This is a genomic window from Hymenobacter pini, assembly GCF_020421205.1.
Taxonomy (GTDB): Bacteria; Bacteroidota; Bacteroidia; order Cytophagales; family Hymenobacteraceae; genus Hymenobacter; species Hymenobacter pini.
The window spans coordinates 25,150-47,707 of record NZ_JAIZZH010000001.1 but is presented as its reverse complement, the minus strand read 5'-3'; the positions used below and the strand labels follow the sequence as shown (position 1 = coordinate 47,707).

The following is a 22,558-nucleotide window of genomic DNA, read 5'->3' as shown; positions in this document are numbered from 1 at the left end:
CTCCACCCGCTTCCCGTCGTGAAAATCTACCTGTTTGGGGCCTCCGGCTCCGGTGTTACCACCCTCGGGCAGGCGCTGGCTGAACGGCTGCAGGTGCCGTATTTCGACGCGGATGATTTCTACTGGGCTCCGGCCAAACAGCCGTTTACAGTGAAACGCTCCCTGCCGGAACGCAACCAGCTTCTGGCGGAAGCCCTGGCCCGGCACCCGGCCTGGGTACTGGGTGGGTCCCTGGTGAGTTGGGGGGAACAGTGGCTGCACGCTTTCGACCTGGCCGTATTTCTGTGGATACCGCCCAACATTCGGCTGGCCCGGCTGCAACAGCGGGAACAGGAGCGGTACGGGGAGCTGCTACGCATTGATGCGTTTCGGCAGCAGCAGTCGGCCGCTTTCCTGGACTGGGCCGCTACCTACGATACTGGCGGCACCACGAGCCGCAGCCTGGCCATTCACACGGCCTGGATGCAACAGCTTAAGTGCCCCGTGCTGGAATTGCGCGGCGGCCTGACGGTGGCGGAGCGCGTGGCCCGCGTGGTGGACGCACTGCCGGCCGCTTAACTTTGTCATTATTTTTCGCAGCCTCCTAGTGCTGCTTCTTTGTTTCTCCCATGCTCGACCGGATTCAAGCCTTTATTCAGGAACACGCCCTCTTCTCCCCTACCGACCAGCTGCTGGTAGCCGTCAGCGGCGGCCTCGACTCGGTGGTGCTAGCCGACATGCTGCACCGGCTGGGCGTGAAGTTTGGGGTGGCGCACTGCCACTTCGGGCTGCGGGGCGAAGAGGCCGATGCCGACGAGCAGTTTGTGCGCAAGCTGGCCTCTACATACGAGGCGCCCTACTTCGTGGAATTCTTCCAGACCAAGAAGTTTGCCGAGCAGGAAGGCATTTCGACGCAAATGGCCGCCCGGGCGCTGCGCTACGAGTGGTTTGAGCGCATCCGGGCGCAGCAGGGCTATACGGCCGTGGCTACCGCCCACCACCAGCGCGACACCGCCGAAACCATGCTGCTGAACTTGGTGCACGGCACCGGCCTGGTCGGCCTGCACGGCATCCGGCCCAAAACCGGCCACCTGGTGCGCCCGTTGCTGGCCGTCAGCAAGCCTGACCTCTACGACTACGTAGTGGAAAACCGCCTGATCTGGCGCGAGGATGCCAGCAACGACTCGCCGGTGTACCAGCGCAACCGCCTGCGCCTGGAAGTACTGCCCGTACTGCGCGACATCAACCCCTCGCTCGACCACACCATGAGCGTCACGGCGGAGCGCGTGGGCGCGGCCGAGGAAATTGTGCGCCGCTACGTGGCCGATACCGCCGCCCAGGCTCAGCGCCAGGAAGTCGACGCCACCTACCTCGACATCCGGACGCTACAGAAAACCGCCGCCACGGTTCTGGTACTACACGAGCTGCTGCGGCCCTTCGGCTTCAGCTACCTCGTAACCAAGGACATTGTGCAGAGCTTCGGGGCCGAGCCAGGCCGCCGCTTCGAGTCGCCGACGCACCAGTTGGTGAAGGACCGGGAGCAACTGGTGATTACCCCGCGCAAGCTCCAGAAGTTTGGCACCCACCAGCTGCAGGCCGGGCAGGAAGCCCTGAAAATTGACGGGCTGCACCTGCGCACTGAGTTGCTGGAAATAACCGAGGGCTACGCCGTACCGAAGGGCAAAGCCCTGGCCGCCTTGGATGCCGACGTGCTTAAGTTTCCACTCACAGTACGGCCCTGGCAGGAGGGCGACTGGTTTATGCCCATCGGCATGAAGGGCAAGAAGAAGCTCTCCGACTTCCTCATCGACCAGAAAGTGCCCCTCAACCTCAAAGACAACGTGTGGGTGCTGGTATCCGCCGACGGCAAAATTGCCTGGGTTATCGGTTTCCGGCCCGATGAGCGGTTCAAGGTAACCGAGAATACCGAGCGGGTGCTGCTGGTGAAGCGCATGTAGTAGATGACTGCTGCGGATATGAACAAGGAAAAGTCTGCCCGCCTATGGCTCACCTTCTCGCATCTATGCCTTAGCTTTACGCGCATCCCATAGTTCACACCCAATTCCATCCACTGATGAAAGTTACCGTAGTTGGAGCCGGCAACGTAGGCGCAACCTGCGCCGATGTACTGGCCACCCGCGAAATTGCCAACGAAATCGTCCTCGTTGACATCAAGGAAGGCATTGCCGAAGGCAAAGCCCTGGATATCTGGCAGAAAGCCCCCATCATCGGGTACGACTCCCGCACCGTGGGCGTAACCAACGACTACTCGCGCACCGCCGACTCGGATGTGGTAGTAATTACCTCGGGCCTGCCCCGCAAGCCCGGCATGAGCCGCGACGACCTGATTGCCACCAACGCCGGCATCGTGAAGTCGGTAACCGAGCAGGTGGTGAAATACTCGCCCAACGCCATCATCATCGTGGTATCGAACCCCCTGGACGTGATGACCTACCAGGCCCACCTCACCTCCAAGCTGCCCCGCGAGAAGGTATTTGGCATGGCTGGTATTCTGGATACGGCCCGTTACCGCGCCTTTCTGGCCGAGGCCCTCAACGTGAGCCCCAAAGACATTCAGGCCGTACTGATGGGTGGCCACGGCGACACCATGGTGCCCCTGCCCCGCTACACCACCGTGGGCGGTATTCCCGTAACCGAGCTGATTGGTAAAGAAGAACTGGACGCCATTGTGCAGCGTACCGCCGTGGGTGGTGGCGAGCTGGTGAAGCTGATGGGTACCTCGGCCTGGTATGCTCCCGGTGCAGCCGCCGCCCAGATGGTAGAAGCCATCGTGCGCGACCAGCGCCGCGTGTTCCCCGTGTGCGTAGAGCTGCAGGGCGAGTACGGCATCAACGGCGTATACCTGGGTGCTCCGGTTATCCTGGGCAAAAACGGTATTGAGCGCATCATCGAGCTGCAACTCAATGACGAGGAAAAAGCTCTGCTGGAAACCTCGCGCGGCCACGTGAAAGAGGTAATGGACGCCCTCGACAACATGAGCAAAGAGCAGGCTGCCAACGCCTAACCCGCTTTAGCTCCTGCCTGTAACCGGGCCGCTCCGCACTATGTGGGGCGGCCCGGTTTGCGTTGGGCGTCTGGTCAAAGTCCTGTACCTTGCCGCCGAAATCCAGTTCATGCACGTAAACTTAATCGACACCAACCCGGAGGTGGTGGCTGCCTGGCAACGCGTGTTTGCCGATGTACCCCAGGTTACGGTCCGCCACGCCTCCATCTTCGACCACCCGGCCGACGCCCTCGTCAGTCCCGCCAATAGCTTCGGCTTCATGAACGGCGGCATCGACTTTGCCATTTCCAAACACCTGGGCTGGCACCTGGAAAAGCAATTACAACAGCTTATCCGCGACGAATACTATGGCGAGCTGCTGGTAGGGCAAGCCGCTATACTTGAAACCGGCCACGCTGGTTTTCCTTACCTTATTTCGGCCCCCACCATGCGCACCCCCATGACCATCACGCGCGGGCCGAACGTGTACCAGGCCATGAAAGCCATTCTGTTGCTGCTGCGCCACGGGCGTTTGCACACCGGTGAGCCCGTGGCCGACAAGGTGCAGACAGTAGCCGTACCAGGCCTGGGTACCGGCGTGGGGCAGGTGCCGCCGCTGGTGTGCGCCCGGCAGATGCGCCTGGCCTGGGAAGATGTAACGAAGGAAAAGTATGCTACCAAGCAGGGTTGGGAAGAGCTTCGCTCTAACTACGCCTATTTCTACACGCACGACCCCAAGCACATCACCTACGACATTCCCTGAATATGCCCGCTGCCGCCGACGTACTTGCCCGCCTCCAGGCCCTGGCCAACCCCAACCGGGCCGGTGGAGTAGCCCGGTTCTTCAAGACTGGCCCCGGCGAGTACGGCGAGGGTGACCAGTTTCTGGGCCTGACGATGCCCCAGCAACGGGCGCTGGCCCGGGAGTTTCGGGCGCTGCCAATGGCGGAGGTGGAGCAGCTGTTGCGTAGTCCCTGGCATGAGGCCCGGGCTGTGGGTCTGGTTATCTGGACGCTGCAGTTTGCCAAGGCGGGCCCGGCCGGGCGGCAGGCCATCCATGAGCTTTACCTGGCCAACCGGCACCGCGTGAACAACTGGGACTTGGTGGATATTACCGCTCCTACCCTGCTGGGCAGCTACCTACTGGATAAGAATCGGGAGCCGCTGTACGAGCTGGCCGCCGAAAATCAGCTGTGGAGCCAGCGTATGGCCGTGGTAGCCACCCTGGCCTTCATCCGGAAGGGCCAGTTTCAGGATACCTTCAGCTTGGTGGAGCTGCTGCTTGCCCATCCCCACGACCTCATGCACAAAGCCATGGGCTGGATGCTGCGCGAAGTAGGCAAGCGCAACGAGGAAGCCCTGGAAGAATTTCTGACCGACCACCACGGCCAGTTACCGCGCACCACCCTGCGCTACGCCGTTGAGCGGCTACCACTTGAGCGGCGCACCTGGCACATGCGCAAATAAGAGCGGCCCGCGTGTAGCCGGTGACGAAATTATTTCTGGCTGGCCCGAAACAGCTTCTGCTTTTCCTCCTTGCTCAGACTCTCGTAGCCGGAGTGCGAGATTTTATCCAGAATCAGGTTGATTTCATCTTCGCCGGGTTGGGAAGCAGGGCCTGATTTGGTTTTAGCGGCTGGAGCTGAGGCAGCGCTCCGGTGCGTGACGCGCAGGTTGGGGCGGCCCGTTACCAATCGTACAAAGAAGTCCCCTACGGCCTGCACGGGGCGGCCCAGGTCGCGGCCAGCCTGCAGCTGCTTTACGAATAGGTAGCCCAGCAGCGCCCCACCAATGTGCGCAATGCCGCCGCCAGGGTTGCCCTGGTTGATGGCCAGCACTGACAGCAGAATAACCACGGCGGCAATGTACTTGATGCGCACCGGCCCCAGCAGAAACAGCATAAACGTGTAATCAGGCAGCAACGTGGCGGCGGCCATAATGATGGCCGTTACCGATGCCGAAGCGCCGAGCAAAGGAATCCCTACCATAGGGCGCAACGCCGGTAGCAGGTTGAAGCTCAGCAGAAAAAACAGCGCCCCAGCCAAAGCCCCCAACATGTACAGGCTCACCAAGCGCCGGTCGCCCAGGTATTCCCGGATCAGCGCCCCGAAGTAGTACAGGTTCAATAGGTTGAACAGGATATGCCAGAACTCCTGGTGGGAAAAGGCATACGTGAGCAGCGTCCAGGGGTGGCGCAGCAGGCTGGGAATGTCGGAAGGCAGCTGGAACTGCCGGAGTACGTTCAGAAAGTAGTCTCCTACCCCCGAAAGGCTCATGATGGCCTTGGTGAGCACCAGAAACACGAACACGAGCACGTTAATCAGCAACAGCTGATTCAGCGCGTTATCGCGGCGGCTAAAGGCAGTTCGAATGTCGGTAACGATACTCATGCGTGGTGGGGTGGATGGAAGCAGTACGTCCGGAGCAACGGTGGGGTGGCCGGAAATTCCGCAATTTTCGTGCAAGCTGCTACCCGAAGCTTCAGCCTGCCATATTTAGTACAACCGGGTGCGGTTGCGCTGCCAGATTTGCAACAACACGAAGCCTACCAGCATTCCGCCCAGGTGCGCAAAGTGCGCCACGTTGTCGCCGGGTATACGCCGGACGCCGAAGAAGAACTCAAACAGGCCGTACAGGATAACGAAGTATTTAGCTTTGATGGGCACCGGCAGCGGAAATACCATCAGCGTAGTATTGGGGAACAGCATGCCAAACGCAATCAGAACCCCAAACAGCGCCCCCGAAGCTCCTACCATTGGAGTGTTCAGGCTGTTTTCGTAGAGCCGATTAAACACTTCCAAAGTGGTACTCACCACATAGGTATCACCTGGATTTTTATGCAGCGCTATGGCAGCTGGCTTGAAAGTCTCTACCTGATCGGGCAGGTTGGTTTCGGCAAATTGTAGCAGGTTAAGATCTGTAGGTTCGGAACGAAACGCCTCCAACTGCTGGCCCATGTGGTGTACCTCGTAGGTGCGTAGGCCATCGTACAGCACCCCAGCTCCTACCCCGCAAATCAGCCAGAACGTGAGGAACCGTTTAGCGCCCCACCGTTCCTCTAACAACGGCCCAAGCGAAATCAACCCAAGCATATTAGAGAAGATGTGGCCGGTATCGGCGTGCATAAACATGTACGTCAGGAACTGCCAGGGCCAGAACATTGGTGAGCCAATGGGATACAAGGCCAGCAGATCAAGGTTCAGCAGGTACTTGCTCGCAATGAACACCACCACATTGGCGATGAGCAAGTTGCGAACCATGGGGGTGAATTGGAACATAGCGGACTACTACAGGCGGGAGTGGTTGCAAAAGATGAAGCTACTCAGATACGTAGCGCAAAGCGTAAGCGCCGGACCTCAGAGGGTTTTTGCGCCTACTTCCGGAACAGCTCCTGAATCTGGCCCATTTCCAGCATCACAATGGTACGGCGGCCATCGGGAGTGTAGTTGGGTACGGTGCAGGCAAACAGCTTATCCACGATAGTCGTCATTTCGCGCTCCGAGAGGCGGGCCCCACCGGCACTGGCGGCCACACGCCGGGCCAGCGCCCGGGCCATCTGCTCGCGCCGGTCCAGCTTCATGGGGCCGGCCGAGTTCCGGAACTGCTCAATGAGGCCTTCCAGCAGCTCTTTCTCGTCGCGGGCGGGCACATCGGCCGGAATGCCCTCCACGGCAATCGTGTTCTTGCCGAAATCGGTGAACCGGAAGCCCAGCGCCTTCAACGACTCCTCCACCTCCCGCAGAATGGCAAAATCCTGGGGCGTGAAGGTGATGGTGCGAGGAAACAGCAGGGTTTGCGAGGCACTCACCTCCCGCTCCAGGCTCTGGGCATACTGCTCGTAGAGAATCCGCTCCCGGGCCGCCACTTGGTCAATCAGCATCATCCCCGATTTTACGGGTACCAGCAGATACTGCTGGTGCAGTTGTAGCACCTTATTGCCGGGCCCAGTGCTGGATTCGCGCAGCGGCAGTTCCGGCGACGTGGCCGCGGCCGCGGCCACACTGGGCAACACCACCGGCGCAGGTGGGGTAGGCTGGTCGGTGGCCGGGGCCCAATCCGGGGCGGTGGGCATGGCCGTGAAGCCCGCGCGCAAATCGAGGCCGCCGGGAAGTGGGGCTTGCTCATCGGCCGGCAGGTCCTCATCCGGTGCCAGGGGCGTGATGGTGGGCACGGGTACGCCTACGGCCGTGGCCTCGTGTTCCACGTCGGGCACGCTCAGCTGGCTCAGGCTCTTGTAGAATTCTTCCAGTTCCCGCTTGGCCTGCTCGGTGGGCCGGGGCGGCAGTTGCCGCTCGTAGGCATCAGCGGAGGCGGGTCGGCCGGGGCTTTTGGCCGCCGCCCGGGCCGCCGAGGCCAGCGCATCGGGCTGGTAGCTGTCATCAAACGGGTTTTTCTCCTGGCCCGAGAGCCGGAGGGGTTGAATGGGCGCGAAGTTCACGTTGCCGTCAAAGTCCAGCGACGGGGCCATGTTGTGCAGACCCAGACTCTGCTTGGCCGCGGCCCGCACAATGGCGTACACCGTTTTCTCGTCCTCGAACTTGATTTCGGTTTTGGTGGGGTGCACGTTGATGTCGATGGACTTGGGGTCAAGGTCCAGGAACAGCACGTAGAATGGGTGGGTGTCCTTGGGCAGCAGGCCCTCGTAGGCCGTCAGCACCGCGTGATTGAGGTAGGCCGAGCGGATAAAGCGGTTATTGACGAAGAAAAACTGGTCGCCCCGGCTTTTCTTGGCCGACTCCGGCTTGCCGATAAAGCCCTTCACCGACAGAAACGGGGTTACCTCCTCCACCTGGGCCAGCTGCTCCTTGTAGCCGTTGCCCAGCAACGCCACAATGCGCTGGCTGAGCTTGCCGGCCGGCAGGTTGAACACCTCCAGGTCGTTCTGAAACAGCGAGAAGCTGATCTGGGGATTCGCCAGGGCCACGTGCTGAAACTCATCCAGAATGTGGCGCATTTCCACCGCGTTGCTCTTGAGGAAGTTGCGGCGGGCCGGCACGTTGAAAAACAGGTTTTTCACGCTGATGCTGGTGCCGTCGGGGCAGGCTACGGGCTGCTGGCTGGTAATCTGGGAGCCTTCTACCAGCAGCAGGGTGCCGGTATCGTGGCCGCGCTGCTTGGTACGCACCTCCACCTGGGCCACGGCCGCAATGGAGGCCAGGGCCTCGCCCCGGAACCCGAGGGTACGAATGCGAAACAGGTCGTCGGTGGTACGGATTTTACTGGTAGCGTGGCGCTCCAGGCTCATGCGGGCGTCGGTGGGGCTCATGCCCGAGCCGTTATCCACCACCTGCACCAGCTGCTTGCCGGCTTCCTTGATGATGAGCTGCACCTGCGTGGCCCCGGCATCCACAGCGTTTTCCAGCAGCTCCTTTACGGCCGAGGCCGGGCGCTGCACCACCTCGCCGGCGGCAATCTGGTTGGCTAAATATTCGGGCAGAAGTTGAATGATATCGGCCATAGCGAAGCTAAAATCAACGAAAAAAAGGCGGGTGCGCTGGGCAGGCGTACGGCAGCTATCCGCTTGAGTACAACGGGCCTCGGGAATTTATGCGTAAGTTTGCGGCCAACTTTTGTGCGTACCACCGGAGATTAATTCGTTGGTTCCTGCGTTGGGAAGTGAGGCAGGCAGGGATTCAAAGGCCAACTACAGCGGCCCCTTATCCCGGCCGGCAGCCCTACCCGGCACCCTTTTTGGAGGGGCAAAAGTAGGGCTTTTCGGCTCGCCTACCAGTTCTTTACCTCTTCAGCACGAACCACCGGAGCCGATGCTCAAAGACTTTCGGATTGGACTTTTCCTGCTAGTACTGGCCTGCCTGGGCTGGGCTGTTTCCTCCTCGGTGCCCCGCGACAACGGGGCCCGGCCCATGTCGGTGGCGGAGCAGAACTGGGTGGACAGCGTGTTCAACTCGCTCACCCCCGACCAGCGCCTGGGCCAGCTATTTATGGTGGCCGCCTACTCCAACAAGGATAAGCGCCACGCCCAGGCCATTGAAGGCTTGGTGCGCAACCAGGGCGTGGGTGGGCTGATGTTCCTGCAGGGTGGGCCCCGCCGCCAGGCGCTGCTCACCAACCGCTACCAGGCCGCCGCCAAAGTGCCCCTGCTCATTGCCATGGACGCCGAGTGGGGCCTGGATATGCGCTTGGACTCCAGCATGCACTTCGCTAAGGGCATGACGCTGGGGGCTATGGATGACGAGCAGTACGTGTACCAGATGGGCCGCGAAATTGCCCTGAAGATGAAGACCCTGGGCGTGCACGTGAGCTTTTCGCCGGTGCTCGATGTGAATTCCAACCCCGATAACCCGGTGATTGGCAACCGCTCGTTCGGAGAGAACAAAGAGCAGGTAGCTAGCCGGGGCGTGCAGTACATTCGGGGCCTGCAGGACCACGGTGTTATTGCCGTAGTGAAGCACTTCCCCGGCCACGGCGACACCGATGTGGACTCGCACGTGGCCCTGCCCGTTATCAACTCCGATTTGGGCCGCCTCACCAACGTGGACCTCTACCCCTTCCAGAAGTCATTTGAGCAGGGCGTGATGGGCGTGATGGTGGGCCACCTGTATATGCCGCTGTTTGATACGGTGCGCACCCTTTCGGCCACGGTTTCCAAAAACCTAGTGACGGGGCTGCTGAAGGAGAAGATGAACTATCGAGGCTTAGTATTTACGGATGCGCTGAACATGAAAAGCGTATCTAACCTCTACAAGCCTGGGGAACTGGATGCCTTAGCCTTGGCCGCCGGCAACGACGTACTGCTGTTTTCGGAGGATGTGCCCATAGCTCTCACGAAAATCAAGGAGGCCATTGCGGCTGGCAAAATCGACCAAACCGATGTGGACCAGCGGGTGCGCAAGATGCTGCGGGCCAAGTTCTGGGCGGGCCTCAACCACTACCGCCCCATCGACGTGCCCAACCTGATGCAGAACCTAAACCGGCCCCTAAGCCGCATGGTGCAGCAGGAAATCTACGAGCACGCTACCACGGTGGTGAAAAACCAGGACGACATCCTGCCCTTCCACCGCCTCGACACCCTGCGCGTGGCCGCCGTTACCATTGGTTCGGATGCGCCTACCTATAAGGAAATCATGGGCAAGTATCAGAACGGCCCAGTGTATGCCGTGCCCAACCGCTACGCCCTCGACAGCACGTTTGCCCGCATCAGCAGCCGCCTCTCACCCTACAACGTGGTGGTGGTGAGCCTACACAACATGAACAATACTCCTACCCACAGCTACGGCATTGGGGAAGGGGCACTGAAATTCCTGAAAGACCTGCGGGCCAACCCGAAAATCAAAACAGTGGTGGTGGCCTTCGGCAATGCCTACTCGCTGAAGTTTCTGGAGGAAAACCGCAACCTAGTGTGCGCCTACGAGGACAATTACGCCTCGCACCTGGTGGTGCCGCAGGTGCTGTTTGGGGCGCTGCCGGCCAAGGGCCGCCTGCCCGTTACGGTGTCCGAGAACCTGAAGGTGGGTACCGGCCTGCCCACGCCCGACTTCAAGCGCCTGCGCTACGGCACGCCCGAGGAAGTAGGTCTCGACTCGAAAGTGCTGGCTCAGATTGACAACGTGGCCCTGGAGGCTGTGGCCTACGCCGCCGCCCCCGGCTGCCAGGTGTTGGTAGCTAAGGATGGCATGGTAGTGTTCGATAAAAGCTATGGCTACTGCACCTACGACAAGCAGCAGCCTGTAAACAGCACCACCCTCTACGACTTGGCCTCGGTAACGAAAGTAGCCGGCACCCTGCAGGCCATTATGTACCTCAAGGACCAAGGCAAGCTCAACCTCGACGAGAAGGTGGCCACCTATCTGCCCGAATTGAAAGGCACCAATAAAAAGGACATGACGGTGCGCGAGGTGCTCATGCACCAGGCCGGCCTCAAGCCCGGCATTCCTACCTGGGAAAAAACCATCACCAAAACCGGCCCCAAACCCACCTTCTACGCCAGCACCGAGTCGGCCGAATTCTCGCGGGAGGTAACGCCCGATTTGTTTAGCCTGCGCACCTCCGAGGACTCCGTGTGGACGTGGGTGCAGCGTTCCGGCCTGCTGCCCAAAACCAAGGGCAAGTACCCGGTGGAGTATTCTGACCTGAGCTTCATCATTCTGAAGCGGGTAGCGGAGAAAGTGCTGCAGCAGCCCATTGATGAGTTCCTGCAGAAGAACTTCTTCCAGCCGCTGGGCCTGGGCAACATGACCTACAACCCGCTCAGCAAATTTCCCAAATCCTGCATTGCCCCCACCGAAAACGACACGTACTTCCGCCGCACGCAGCTGCAGGGGACGGTGCACGACCAGACGGCGGCCATGATTGGGGGCGTGGGCGGCCACGCGGGCCTGTTCTCGAATGCCAACGACTTGGCCATTCTGATGCAGATGAACCTGCAGAACGGCCGCTACGGCGGGCAGCGCTACTTCCAGACGCCCGTGGTTACCGAGTTTGCCCGTAGCACCGAGGCCGGCAACCGCCGCGGCCTGGGCTGGGACCGGGGCGACCCGACCAAGCCCGAGGGCCCCACCAGCAACCTGTCGCCGGCCAGCACCTTCGGCCACACCGGCTTCACGGGCACCTGCGTGTGGATGGACCCCGAAAACAAAATCCTCTACATCTTTCTTTCTAACCGCGTGTACCCCGACGCCGGCAATAACAAGCTGCGCCAGTACAACATCCGCACCCGCATCCACGACGTAATCTACAAGTCGCTGCAGAAGACATGATGTGTTGTCCAGCTTTTCCGTTCCTTTGATTCCGCAATCGGCGGCAGTACGTTCCTCGGAGCGACCTGCCGCCGATTTTTTATCACAGATTCACACCAATTAAGCTGATAACGCAGATGCAGCAGGGCAACTAAAACTGTTATTCCGCATCTGTATCATCACTTTCCTCAGCGTGCATTTGTGTTTCTCACTTCAGCCGTTCCCGCAACGGCGCAAGCTCAAGCTACCGCTCACATGAACATCGGCATTGTCTGTTACCCAACTTTCGGCGGCTCCGGCGTGGTGGCTACCGAGTTGGGCAAAGCCCTGGCCCAGCGCGGCCACCGCGTGCATTTCATCACCTATAGCCAGCCGGTTCGTCTCGATTTCTTCAACGAGAACCTGTTCTACCACGAGGTCTACATTCCGCCCTACCCGCTGTTCCAGTTCCCGCCCTACGAGCTGGCCCTGGCCTCAAAGATGGTGGACATTGTGCAGAATGAGAAGCTGGACGTACTGCACGTGCACTACGCCATTCCGCACGCCTCGGCGGCTTACATGGCCAAGCAGATTCTGCTCACCCGCGGCATCCGCATTCCGGTGGTTACCACCCTGCACGGCACCGATATTACGCTGGTAGGCAAGGATGCCAGCTACGAGCCGGTGGTTACCTTCAGCATCAACCAGAGCGACGGGGTAACTTCCGTATCGGCCGACCTGCGCCGCGAAACCTACGAGTACTTTGCGGTGGAGAAGGACATTGAGGTAATTCCGAACTTCATCAACCTCACCCGCTTCCAGAAGCAGAACAAAAGCCACTTCAAGGCGGCCATTGCCCCCAATGGCGAAAAGCTGCTGGTGCATACCAGTAACTTCCGCTCCGTGAAACGCATCGACGACGTGGTGCAGATTTTTGCGGGCGTGCGCCGGCAGATTCCCGCCAAGCTCCTGCTAGTAGGCGACGGCCCCGACCGGCCCCGCATCGAGAAGCTGTGCCGGGAAGTGGGTTTCTGCGACGATATCCGCTTCCTGGGCAAGCTGGAGGCCGTGGAGGAAGTACTCAGTATTGCCGATTTGTTCCTGATGCCCTCTGAGAAGGAAAGCTTCGGGCTGGCGGCCCTGGAGGCCATGGCCTGCGAGGTACCCGTGGTCAGCTCCAACGCCGGTGGTATTCCCGAGCTGAACGAGCACGGCGTAACGGGCATGGTAAGCGAAATCGGCGACGTGCCGGATATGGTGAAGAACGCCCTGTTCGTGCTGGAAGACGAGAACCTGCCCCGCTTCAAAGCCGCCGCCCGCGCCCACGCCGAAACCTTCGCCGTGGAGCACATTGTACCCCGCTACGAAGCCTGCTACCAGCGCGCCATTGCCGCTTCCCTGGTAACGGCGTAGGGATTAAAAAGAGAAGGCCTGTCATTGCGAGCGAAGCGAAGCAATCCTTCCTTTTCAGGATACCAAGTCTAGATAAGCAGAAAGCCCCTGACGTCCGCGCTGGCATCAGGGGCTTTTCTTGTAACAACCAATCGTTTTGATCAATTAGTGCATAGCGGCGCGTTACAACTCTTCATCCGAAGCAGCGGGAGTACCGCTCAGGTAAGCCATACCAGCCGTTAATACTGCTGTAATCAGAATCAATAGAAACGTACTGCCAGACTCATTTTGTCCTGTTTCGTGGCTCCCCATGGCAAGAAACATTCCTCCCCACCAACTGGTGAAAGCCATGAACAAGGTGGCGGCACGACTGGGACGCTTGTCGGTTGCGTTGGCTATCAGCACCTGCATTAGCAGCCCGATGCCAAGTGGAATGCCTACTGCTAATAGGATAAGCGCCCATAGCGTTGAGCCCATCGACGCACCTTTGTTCATTTCGGCATGCGCGGGCACACTTGTCAGCACCCATACCATGCCGGCAGCAGCAATCCATGTATACTTCTGCATCAGAACATAGCCACCGCCTCGCGCTTCACGGCCAGCAGAGCGGCAGCGGTGGGGTCGGGCTGGTTATCCTGCATCAGGGTCTCCAGCACGCGGCGGGCCAGCTCGGGGCCACGGGCTTCCTGCGGGTTGGGCAGGCTGCGGAACTGGGTGCTGATGATGTTCACAACTGATTCCTGGGCCTGCTTCACAGCGGCCCAGGTTTCGGGTTGCATGTAGAGCTGCTGGCTGAGGTTGTGCTCCACCTCGGCCCGGATTTCCTGCAGCAGCAGACGGTGGTAGTCGGCGGCGGGCAGGCCGGCGCTGCTCACGCGCACCAATAGGTTGTTGGGGCTGATGCGCTCCAGCAGCAGCGTCACGCGCTCCAGGGCCTGCAGGCGCAGCGGCAGGGTGGTTTTGCTGGCTTCGAGGCGCATTTCGATGAGGCGGCGCTGCTGCTCCCGCTCCAGAAACTGCTGAAACAGGTAGTAAATAGCTCCGGCTACGATGAGGGCCGGCAGAATAATTTTAAGCAGGTCGAAGATGTACGCGGTGGAATCCATGCGAGAGGGAGTAGCAGAAAAAGCCCCACGGCAGCTGCCCGGGCCGGCAAAGATACTTCGTGAACCGGAGGGGCCAAGCCGGTGTTATACGACCAAACGCACCAAGCGACCGACGTAGTGTGGCAGCCCCGATGCCAAGCAGCATTCGGAACTACTACTTGCTTCGTATCTTTGTCGCCTTACTTTCCTAAACAAGAACTCACTATGGCAACGGCCGTCTCCACGAAACTTGCTCCCATCAGCCTCACTCCCCGCGCGCTGGAGGAAGTCCGGAATATTCTGGTTGAGAAAAACGTACCCGGCGAATACGGCCTGCGCGTGGGCGTGCAGGGCGGCGGCTGCTCGGGCATGAGCTATCTGCTGGGCTTCGACAAACCCAAAGACCAGGACGAAACCTTCGACCTCGACGGCGTACTGCTCATCATGGATAAGAAACACGCCATGTACGTGCTGGGTATGGAGGTTGACTTCCAGGACGGCCTCAACGCCCGCGGCTTCGTGTTCAACAACCCCCAGGCTAAGAGCACCTGCGGCTGCGGCTCGTCGTTCTCGGCGTAGCTTTTTCACTTCTAGAAAAAGCCTCTGACTTTGCAGTCAGAGGCTTTTTTTATGCTCGTACCAAGCCTTTTCCAGACGATGTTTTGATTGGTTAACAGCAAACCACGTTGCAATATCTATTTCCCCGGGATAATCTATTGATTCACGGGAAGGGTTTTCCGCCAAGACATAATGGAAATAGAACTGCTCCCCAACATTCAATTGCGGCACTACAGTACAGATGCCCATATTGTCGGGACTGAGTGTACTCAACGCAGTATTATGGTCAGTTAGTAGTGGAAGCAAACGGGGCGGCATCCAGTCTTTGGCTACCGCCCGTTGCGCCATTGCTTCCTCATCCTCTGTACCTATATGAAGCTGCCTGACTCCACTTTCGAACTCTGCGGCAAACAGCCACTCACCAGTGCTAGCCTCAGCCGTGAGGTCAGTTTTTTCCTCCAACTGCAGGTTGAAAGTTACCCTTTCCTCAATGAGGTCGTGTTTAGTGGTATAAAATAACCATGCTGCCGCAGCTTCTACTTTATGGAAAAACAACCATTCATGAGTGAATTGCATGTATCTGACCAGCACAGTGTGTCCTGCAGTTTTAAATTCCGCTTCACCCTTTCCAACGATGTCCGGTGTGCTTGTGGAGTTCAGCCGTAAATCAAACTGCCCTAAACACGAGAGATAAGACCCGAGTAACGTACCGCCAGAATTGCTAGTCATCCTTGGTTGATAAAGAGGTGCATGATGCTGGATGCTTCAGCTAAGTAATTCACAGATTATTCACCCTGATTTGTGAGTAGCTGCATCACAGCAGCCGGGTCTTCCACCTCGATAATCAGTTCATTGTACTCGTCGTGCTCCAGGGTGATGATGAGGGCGTTTTCGGCGTTGTGCACGTCCCAAAAGATGCGCTTTTCATCTTGATAGAAAGTACCGGCGGCCAGCAGGCCAGGAATGTGGGTGCCGGGGGCCCGAATACCTTTCCACCAGCCTTTCAATATTTGCGGGTCCTGCCGCACGCTGCGGATATGGCTGGCCGGAATCTGCAGCTGGCTTTTGAAAGCCCACAGCTTATGCAGGCCCTTCACCCAGAAGGTTACCAGGTCGCCGTCTTTGGTTACTTCTACCACGGGGTTTTATAGCTTGAAAGAATGGAGGATATTGGCGGTAAGTTAGCATGCTGCGCGTAGCGGCGGCTTCATGCCCCCGGGCAGATATTCAACCACCCAATTTCTGCGAATTCTCTGATGCGGTACGTACTCTCGGTTGGGCTGCTGCTGGCGGCCCACGGCCTGCGGGCCCAGGCCTTCACCCCGGCCGAAATTGCCCGCTGGCAACAGCAGGCCCGGCAGGTCACCATCACCCGCGACACCTGGGGCGTGCCCCACGTGCAGGGCCAGACCGACGCCGACGCCGTGTTCGGGCTGCTGTATGCGCAATGCGAGGACGATTTTCCGCGCGTCGAAACCAACTACCTCGACGCCATTGGTCGCTTGGCCGAAGTGGAGGGCGAAGCGGCCCTGTACCACGATTTGCGGGCCCGGCTGTTCATGGACACCACCCAGGCCATCCAGCTCTACCAGAAAAGCCCGGCCTGGATGCAGCAGCTGCTCAACGCCTTCGCCGACGGCACCAACTACTACCTCTACACCCACCCCACGGTGAAGCCCCGGCTGCTGCGCCGCTTCCAGCCCTGGATGCCGCTGCTGTTCAGTGAGGGCAGCATTGGCGGCAACATCAGCGTGGTACCACTGGAACGGCTCAAGGACTTCTATGGCAGTCAGCGCAAATCCACCTCCTGGGTGCGGCCCGATGCAGGACTGCTGGAGCGGGAGCCGGTGGGCTCCAACGGGTTTGCCATTGCGCCCGCCAAAAGCGCCAGCGGCCACCCGTTGCTGCTTATCAACCCGCACACCTCGTTCTATTTCCGGCCCGAGGTGCAGGTGACCAGCCGGGCCGGCCTCAACGCTTACGGGGCCGTTACGTGGGGACAGTTTTTCGTGTACCAGGGCTTCAATGAGCACTGCGGCTGGATGCACACTTCCAGCCAGGCCGACTCGATGGACGAGTATCTGGAAACCATTGAGCAGAAAAACGGCAAGTACTACTACCGCTACGGCCGCAAGCTGCGCCCGGTGCAAACGGCTACCGTCACGCTGCCCTACCGCCAGGCCGACGGCTCCATCGGCCGCCGGCAATTCACCACCTACCGTACCCACCACGGCCCGGTGGTGGGCCAGCTGAGCGACACCCAATGGCTGACGGTGCGCATGATGGACACGCCGCTGGCGGCCCTGGAGCAGTCGTTTCTGCGCACCAAGGCTACCGACTACGCCAGCTTCCGGGAGGTGATGAAGCTGAACGGCAACGCCAGCAACAACACCGTGTTTGCCGACAGCAAGGGCACCATTGCCTACTGGCACGGCAACTTCATGCCCCGCCGCAACCCACAGTTCAACTGGAGCCAGCCCGTGGACGGCAGCAACCCCGCCACCGAGTGGCGGGGCCTGCATAAAGTGGAAGAGCTGGTGCAGGTGCGCAACCCGGCCAGCGGCTGGATTCAGAACTGCAACGCTACGCCCTACACAGTATCCGGCCCCAGCAGCCCCGCCCGCAGCCACTATCCCGCCTACATGGCCCCCGACGCCGAGAATTACCGCGGCATCAACGCCGTGCGGGTGCTGGGCCGCAAGTCGGTGTTTACGCTCGATACGCTGATTGCCGCCGCAAAAGACCCGTATCTGGCCGGGTTTGAGGAGCTTATTCCAGCCCTCACGAAGGACGTGCAGACGGTGCAGGACGGCCCCAACCCACCCACCGCCGAAGTGCTGGAAGCCGCCCGCCTGCTGCAAGGCTGGGACCGGCGCTACGCCCGCACCTCGGTGCCCCAAACGGTGGCTACCTACTGGGCCGAGCGGATACTGCGCTTGGCCCGCAGCCGCGTGCCCGCCAACCAGCCCCTCGACTACATCAGCCTCACCCAGTTCACCATCAGCCACACCACTGCCCCCGAGAAGGTGACGGCTTTGCAGGAAACCCTGGACGAGCTGACCCAGGACTTCGGCACCTGGCGCACCGCCTGGGGCGAGGTGAACCGGTTTCAGCGCCTGACCGGCAACGTGCAGGAAACCTACCGCGACGACCAGCCCAGCCTGCCCGTGGCCTTCACCTCCTCGGCCTGGGGCTCATTGGCGGCGTTCGGCTCCAAGTCGCGGCCCGGCACCAAAAAACGCTATGGCGACGTGGGCAACAGCTTTATTGCCGTGGTGGAGTTCGGCCCCCGCGTGAAAGCCCGCTCGGTACTGGCCGGCGGCAACAGCAACCAGCCCACTTCCCCCCACTTCCGCGACCAAGCCCCTCTCTACGCCGAAGAGAACTTCAAAGACGTGTGGTTTTACCCCGAAGACATCCAGCAGCACGTGGAGCGCACGTATTCGCCGGGGCAGTAATACCTTATGAGTACATCCTGATTATCTCAACATAACTACTACATGACATAATACTGCCAATCCTAATATGCCGATGTAAAACTGACGAGGTAGCATTTTCCACAACTGACGCTGCAAGTTGTTGTTGCTTGGTATAGCTTCCGTGACGGCAGATTCAATAGACTTGTAGTTGGCCAGTTGAAACTCACTAAATGCGTATTGAGTCCCCTGTCGGGTTTCTATAAAAAACCCTTGATACATACCATATTTTGTCCAGTGAGAATAAGCCTTGTACCCTAGAAGCTCTAACGTGGAGTACCGAATTTTGAAAACATATAGGCAATAGATAACGAATTGCGCATCATCAGCCACTACCCTGATACCGAAGCTGTTGGTAAGCCCGCCTAATAGAAGCACACCTGAAATAGATATGAACATCAGGTATATAAACAAGCCTAACCCACTGAAGTCACCCAAGACGGCTTTTAGAAGAAAGGCGGCAAAAACTGCTGATGCAGTACCCATCATTATCGTAAAAATGGAAACCACAACAGAAAGTATCTTGTAGCTTGGCTTAATTGAAACTTCGGACATACTCATTAATAGTCAAACATTTAAACTGATACAAACTTAAAACCTCAACCTCCGCCCTTGCTCCGGAAACACCAGCCTTATACCCAAGGTGTTGGCCTGCCGCAACTCCTGCTGGATAGCGGCCTCATTGCCGGGCTTGCGGTGCGTGATGACGATGGGCAGACCCTGCAACGCGCCCGGGCCGGCCAGTTGGCCCAACACCGCCAGCTCCTGCAGCAGCAGCGCCGGGGTGAGGTGGCCGAACAGCTGCTTGGTGGGTTGCGCGTTGGCATAGGAGGTTTCGATGAAGATGGCCCTGAGCTGCCGGGCCTGCACCAATGGGGCCACCGCCTGCCAGAGCTGGCGCAGGTTATCGGTTTGTTCCACGGTATCAGTACCGGTGTCGCCGAGGTAGAGCAGGTAACTGCTGCCGCTGCGCACCAGAAACGCGGCGCTCTGGAAGGGCCGGCCGTGGCTGAGGCGGAACGTCCGCACGTGCATGGCGGTGTTGGCCAGGGGCTGCTCCGGGCCGGGTGTCAGCTCCCGGAGCTGGTATTTGCCCAGCGCGGGCGGGTTGCCGGCCGGACCGAAGTTGGGCCAGGCCCGCCAGTTGAAGTAGTCGTTCTGGAGCGTGGCCAGGCACTCGGGCAGGCCGTAGATGGGTTTCGGGGCATCATCGGGGGCACCCAGCAGCAGGCCCGCCACGTGGTCGAGGTGGGCGTGCGACACCAGGTAGCCCATGATGCGGGTGCGGATAGTTTCGGCAGCCGAACCGGGCAGCGCCTTGCGGGCCACAGCCCGCACCACGCCGCTGTACACGGTGCCGGCATCCAGACACACGTACTCCGCCGAGGCGGCCGGGGCCACCAGGTAGGCCGAGAGGTTGCTTTCATCCACCCCGCCCTTTACCCCCAGCGGCACCACCGTGAAGGCCGATTGGGCCGTGGCGCTCTGGATTCCTGCCAGGGCCATACCAAGCCCTACGCACCATGCTTTTATCCTCATCTAGTCTGATTTACCGTCCTACATACGGTCAGATGTCAGCCGACGGCGCTTCAGAATGGAAAAGACCTCTGCCCCGTCCGGATTATCCAGCTCACTCAGCTTTGTGAGGCCGGTTTCGTAACAGTCATCCACGCTTTCCAGCTGCCACCGGACCAGCTTCCCATCTGAATTCAGATACGGTTCGGCGTAAGTCCGGCTGGCATTTCGGACTTTCTCGCGGGCATCCTCGCACGAGGCTGCTTTTATCAGGAGCCACCGCTGCTCATACAACTGCAGCTCCTGAGTTTCGCCCTCGATCTGAACGGCCACGGTTGTTTGCACGCAATGAAACGACCGTGCAGGCCGCTTCCGGCGCTTCCTGGATTGCACACTCTGTATCCCATTAATCCAGAGCGACTCCACAAATGGCAGTTTGGCAAGCTGCTGTAATTGCTCAACACTGACACTACCAGTGGCACCTCTGGGCTGTCGAGTGTCAGGGAAAGGAACGCAAGCCCGTAGCAAACCTAACGCTTTTAGTTGCTCCAGATGCTGCTTGCGGAACTGGTTACCAAATACCAACCGGGCCTTAGGCAGCATCGGCCGCAGAACATCCAACGGTGGATTCGTCAGATGCAGCGTAACGTCCAGCGCAGTGCCTGGTACCAACTGGTGTAACGGCCAGTCTGCCTCGTTCAGGATTTTACTCATCAGTATCCAGCTACCTATTAATCAAGGTTCTCTACCCGGCTCCACTCCTCTTTCGTCAATTCAAACCGTACTTCGCCGCTGGCGGTGCGGCCGGTGTCCTGCCAGCCCTGGCGGCGGTAAAATTCCTCGGCGCGGGTGCCGGGCGCGGTGCTGAGCCAGATGGGATGGTCGGTGTGCGCGAAATACCAGCGCAGCAGCTGGTGCAGCAGGTTTTTGCCGAGGCCCTTCCGGTCGAAATCAGGATGCACAAACAGGGCCCACACGCTGTGTTCCCGCGCATCAGCAATGGCAAAGCCCACCACCCGGCCCGCCTCTTCGGCTACCCAGCCCCGGCCCCGCTCGGTCAGGTAGTGCAGGCAGTCGGCTTCCGTCACCAGGGCGCGGTTGCGCAGCACGTTTTCGCGCACGGCGAAGCGGACTTCCATTAGGGCCGGAATATCCGCGGGTTGGGCTGGTCGGTACAGCATAAGGGTTTCAGAAACGTGCGCCGAAAATTATCCATTTCCGGCGCAATCCGTTCCGAGGAATCCATCCTACCTTCCGGCTATGCTCCCGCCTACCCTGCCCTTCCAGCGCAAAACCCTGCTCCGAAAACTTGATTCGCCCCAGCTTTGGGACCTCATTGTGATAGGCGGCGGGGCCACGGGGCTGGGCGTGGCCCTCGACGGCCTGAGCCGGGGCTATAAAACGCTGCTGCTGGAGCGCCACGATTTTGCCAAGGGCACCAGCAGCCGAAGCACCAAGCTGGTGCACGGCGGCGTGCGGTACCTGGCCCAGGGCGACATCGGGCTGGTGCGTGAGGCGTTGCATGAGCGGGGTTTGCTGCTAAAAAATGCCCCCCACCTCTGCCAGAACCAGTCATTCATCATCCCGAGCTACGACTGGTGGAGCGGACCGTATTACACGCTCGGCCTGAAGCTGTACGACCTGTTGTCGGGTAAACTAAGTCTGGGCGCGGCCCGGCACATTGGCAAATCGGAAACCCTGCACCGCCTCAGCACCATCAAACCCGAGGGCCTGCGCGGCGGCGTGGTGTACCACGACGGGCAGTTCGACGATGCCCGTCTGGCCGTGAATCTGGCCCAGACGGGTATTGAGTTGGGCGGCACTCTGCTCAACCACATGGCCGTAACCGGTCTGCTGAAGACTGGCAAAGGCCAGGTAGCCGGCGTGCGGGCCGTGGACCAGGAAACCGGCCACACCTACGAAGTGCGCAGCAAAGCCGTGGTAAATGCCACCGGCGTGTTCGTGGATACCATCCGGCAGCTCGATGCGCCCGGTACCGCCCCGCTGGTGCGGCCCAGCCAGGGCATTCACTTGGTGCTGGACAAGTCGTTTCTGCCGGGTCCGGATGCCCTGATGATTCCGAAAACTGACGACGGGCGGGTGCTGTTTGCCGTGCCCTGGCACGGCCGCGTAGTGGTGGGCACTACCGATACCCCGCTATCCGAAACCCTGGAAGAGCCCCGGGCCCTGGAAGCGGAAATAGACTTCGTGCTGCGCACCGCCGGCCGCTACCTGACCCGCCCGCCCCGGCGTGAGGACATACTGAGCCTGTTTGCCGGCCTGCGCCCGTTGGCCGCCCCGCAACACGACTCAGCCCCAACCAAGGAAATTTCCCGCAGCCACAAAATCCTGGTTTCCGATACCGGCCTGCTCACCATTACGGGCGGCAAGTGGACCACCTACCGCCGCATGGGCCAGGATGTAGTGGACCGCCTCATTGCCCTGGGCAAACTCCCCGATGCCCCCAGCCGCACCGCCACGCTGCCCATCCACGGCGCCGGAGGCGCGCCCACGCCACCCGACCGCCCCCACCTCGCCCTCTACGGCTCCGACCAGCCCGCCCTGCGCCAGCTGCTGCAGGAGCACCCGGAGCTGAGCGAGCCGCTCGACCCTGCGCTGGAATTCACCAAGGCCGAAGTGGTGTGGGCCGTTCGCTACGAACTGGCCCGCACCGTGGAAGACGTGCTGGCCCGCCGCGTACGGCTGCTGTTTCTGGATGCCCGGGCAGCCCAACGCGCCGCCCCCACCGTAGCCGCCCTGCTGGCGCAGGAGCTGGGGTTTGGGGCCGACTGGCAGCAACGGCAGATAGCGGAGTTTGAGCAGGTAGCACGGCACTATCTGCCCTGAAATCTCCAGACCGTCATGCAGAGGCCG

General features: G+C 60.1%; 21 protein-coding genes. 10 read left to right on the top strand and 11 right to left on the bottom strand.

Annotation, left to right across the window (positions count from 1 at the left end):
* The first annotated feature begins 18 nt into the window (after positions 1–18).
* The 5 genes from LF252_RS00220 (at position 19) to LF252_RS00200 (ending at position 4,450) form a co-directional block, all read left to right on the top strand.
* Complete coding sequence (locus tag LF252_RS00220) at positions 19–558, top strand: P-loop NTPase family protein (protein WP_226265976.1); 540 nt, start codon at positions 19–21, stop codon at positions 556–558.
* A 50-nt stretch (positions 559–608) separates the two neighbouring features.
* Entirely contained in the window at positions 609–1,937 is a 1,329-nt protein-coding gene (gene tilS, locus LF252_RS00215) for a tRNA lysidine(34) synthetase TilS (protein ID WP_226265974.1), read from the top strand.
* Positions 1,938–2,053: 116 nt separating this feature from the next.
* Positions 2,054–3,004 carry a malate dehydrogenase gene (mdh, locus tag LF252_RS00210; RefSeq protein WP_226265965.1) on the top strand — a complete coding sequence of 317 codons (951 nt, stop codon included), beginning with the start codon at positions 2,054–2,056 and terminating at the stop codon, positions 3,002–3,004.
* 109 nt (positions 3,005–3,113) lie between these two features.
* Positions 3,114–3,746, top strand: a complete 633-nt coding sequence (locus LF252_RS00205) for a macro domain-containing protein (protein ID WP_226265962.1) — start codon at positions 3,114–3,116, stop codon at positions 3,744–3,746.
* 2 nt (positions 3,747–3,748) lie between these two features.
* Entirely contained in the window at positions 3,749–4,450 is a 702-nt protein-coding gene (locus LF252_RS00200) for a DNA alkylation repair protein (RefSeq protein ID WP_226265951.1), read from the top strand.
* A 29-nt stretch (positions 4,451–4,479) separates the two neighbouring features.
* Here LF252_RS00200 and LF252_RS00195 read toward each other — a convergent pair whose 3' ends face one another.
* The 3 genes from LF252_RS00195 to mutL form a co-directional block, all read right to left on the bottom strand.
* Positions 4,480–5,373 carry a rhomboid family intramembrane serine protease gene (locus tag LF252_RS00195; protein WP_226265949.1) on the bottom strand — a complete coding sequence of 298 codons (894 nt, stop codon included), beginning with the start codon at positions 5,371–5,373 and terminating at the stop codon, positions 4,480–4,482.
* 105 nt (positions 5,374–5,478) lie between these two features.
* A complete protein-coding gene (locus tag LF252_RS00190) occupies positions 5,479–6,261 on the bottom strand; it encodes a rhomboid family intramembrane serine protease (protein ID WP_226265947.1) in 783 nt (260 codons plus the stop codon).
* A 95-nt stretch (positions 6,262–6,356) separates the two neighbouring features.
* Positions 6,357–8,441, bottom strand: coding sequence for a DNA mismatch repair endonuclease MutL (mutL, locus tag LF252_RS00185; RefSeq protein ID WP_226265945.1), 2,085 nt, complete (start codon positions 8,439–8,441; stop codon positions 6,357–6,359).
* A gap of 307 nt (positions 8,442–8,748) precedes the next feature.
* On the opposite strand from mutL, the gene LF252_RS00180 reads away from it, so the two are divergent.
* Together LF252_RS00180 and bshA are read left to right on the top strand one after the other, a co-directional pair.
* A complete protein-coding gene (locus tag LF252_RS00180; protein WP_226265935.1) occupies positions 8,749–11,700 on the top strand; it encodes a glycoside hydrolase family 3 N-terminal domain-containing protein in 2,952 nt (983 codons plus the stop codon).
* Between the two features lie 234 nt (positions 11,701–11,934).
* A complete protein-coding gene (gene bshA, locus LF252_RS00175; RefSeq protein WP_226265934.1) occupies positions 11,935–13,071 on the top strand; it encodes an N-acetyl-alpha-D-glucosaminyl L-malate synthase BshA in 1,137 nt (378 codons plus the stop codon).
* A 162-nt stretch (positions 13,072–13,233) separates the two neighbouring features.
* Here bshA and LF252_RS00170 read toward each other — a convergent pair whose 3' ends face one another.
* Positions 13,234–13,617 carry a hypothetical protein gene (locus LF252_RS00170; RefSeq protein WP_226265932.1) on the bottom strand — a complete coding sequence of 128 codons (384 nt, stop codon included), beginning with the start codon at positions 13,615–13,617 and terminating at the stop codon, positions 13,234–13,236.
* Positions 13,617–14,156, bottom strand: a complete 540-nt coding sequence (locus tag LF252_RS00165) for a DUF7935 family protein (protein ID WP_226265930.1) — start codon at positions 14,154–14,156, stop codon at positions 13,617–13,619. Before LF252_RS00165 ends, LF252_RS00170 begins: the two co-directional genes overlap by 1 nt.
* A gap of 204 nt (positions 14,157–14,360) precedes the next feature.
* On the opposite strand from LF252_RS00165, the gene LF252_RS00160 reads away from it, so the two are divergent.
* Positions 14,361–14,714: a HesB/IscA family protein gene (locus tag LF252_RS00160; RefSeq protein ID WP_226265928.1), complete on the top strand. Its 354-nt coding sequence runs from the start codon at positions 14,361–14,363 to the stop codon at positions 14,712–14,714.
* 36 nt (positions 14,715–14,750) lie between these two features.
* Here LF252_RS00160 and LF252_RS00155 read toward each other — a convergent pair whose 3' ends face one another.
* Together LF252_RS00155 and LF252_RS00150 are read right to left on the bottom strand one after the other, a co-directional pair.
* Positions 14,751–15,422, bottom strand: a complete 672-nt coding sequence (locus tag LF252_RS00155; protein WP_226265926.1) for a hypothetical protein — start codon at positions 15,420–15,422, stop codon at positions 14,751–14,753.
* Between the two features lie 56 nt (positions 15,423–15,478).
* Positions 15,479–15,832, bottom strand: coding sequence for a hypothetical protein (locus LF252_RS00150; protein WP_226265925.1), 354 nt, complete (start codon positions 15,830–15,832; stop codon positions 15,479–15,481).
* Between the two features lie 117 nt (positions 15,833–15,949).
* On the opposite strand from LF252_RS00150, the gene LF252_RS00145 reads away from it, so the two are divergent.
* Positions 15,950–18,151: a penicillin acylase family protein gene (locus LF252_RS00145; protein ID WP_226265923.1), complete on the top strand. Its 2,202-nt coding sequence runs from the start codon at positions 15,950–15,952 to the stop codon at positions 18,149–18,151.
* A 21-nt stretch (positions 18,152–18,172) separates the two neighbouring features.
* On the opposite strand, the gene LF252_RS00140 is transcribed toward LF252_RS00145, so the two are convergent.
* From LF252_RS00140 to LF252_RS00125, 4 genes are read right to left on the bottom strand one after another with little or no spacing between them, the layout of a single operon-like run.
* Positions 18,173–18,724, bottom strand: a complete 552-nt coding sequence (locus LF252_RS00140; protein WP_226265911.1) for a hypothetical protein — start codon at positions 18,722–18,724, stop codon at positions 18,173–18,175.
* A gap of 36 nt (positions 18,725–18,760) precedes the next feature.
* Entirely contained in the window at positions 18,761–19,675 is a 915-nt protein-coding gene (locus tag LF252_RS00135; protein WP_226265909.1) for an MBL fold metallo-hydrolase, read from the bottom strand.
* Between the two features lie 51 nt (positions 19,676–19,726).
* A complete protein-coding gene (locus tag LF252_RS00130) occupies positions 19,727–20,398 on the bottom strand; it encodes a DUF4288 domain-containing protein (protein ID WP_226265907.1) in 672 nt (223 codons plus the stop codon).
* 17 nt (positions 20,399–20,415) lie between these two features.
* Positions 20,416–20,865: a GNAT family N-acetyltransferase gene (locus LF252_RS00125; RefSeq protein WP_226265905.1), complete on the bottom strand. Its 450-nt coding sequence runs from the start codon at positions 20,863–20,865 to the stop codon at positions 20,416–20,418.
* A gap of 79 nt (positions 20,866–20,944) precedes the next feature.
* Between LF252_RS00125 and LF252_RS00120 the strand changes: the two genes are divergently transcribed.
* Positions 20,945–22,531, top strand: a complete 1,587-nt coding sequence (locus LF252_RS00120) for a glycerol-3-phosphate dehydrogenase/oxidase (protein WP_226265903.1) — start codon at positions 20,945–20,947, stop codon at positions 22,529–22,531.
* Positions 22,532–22,558 lie beyond the last annotated feature (27 nt).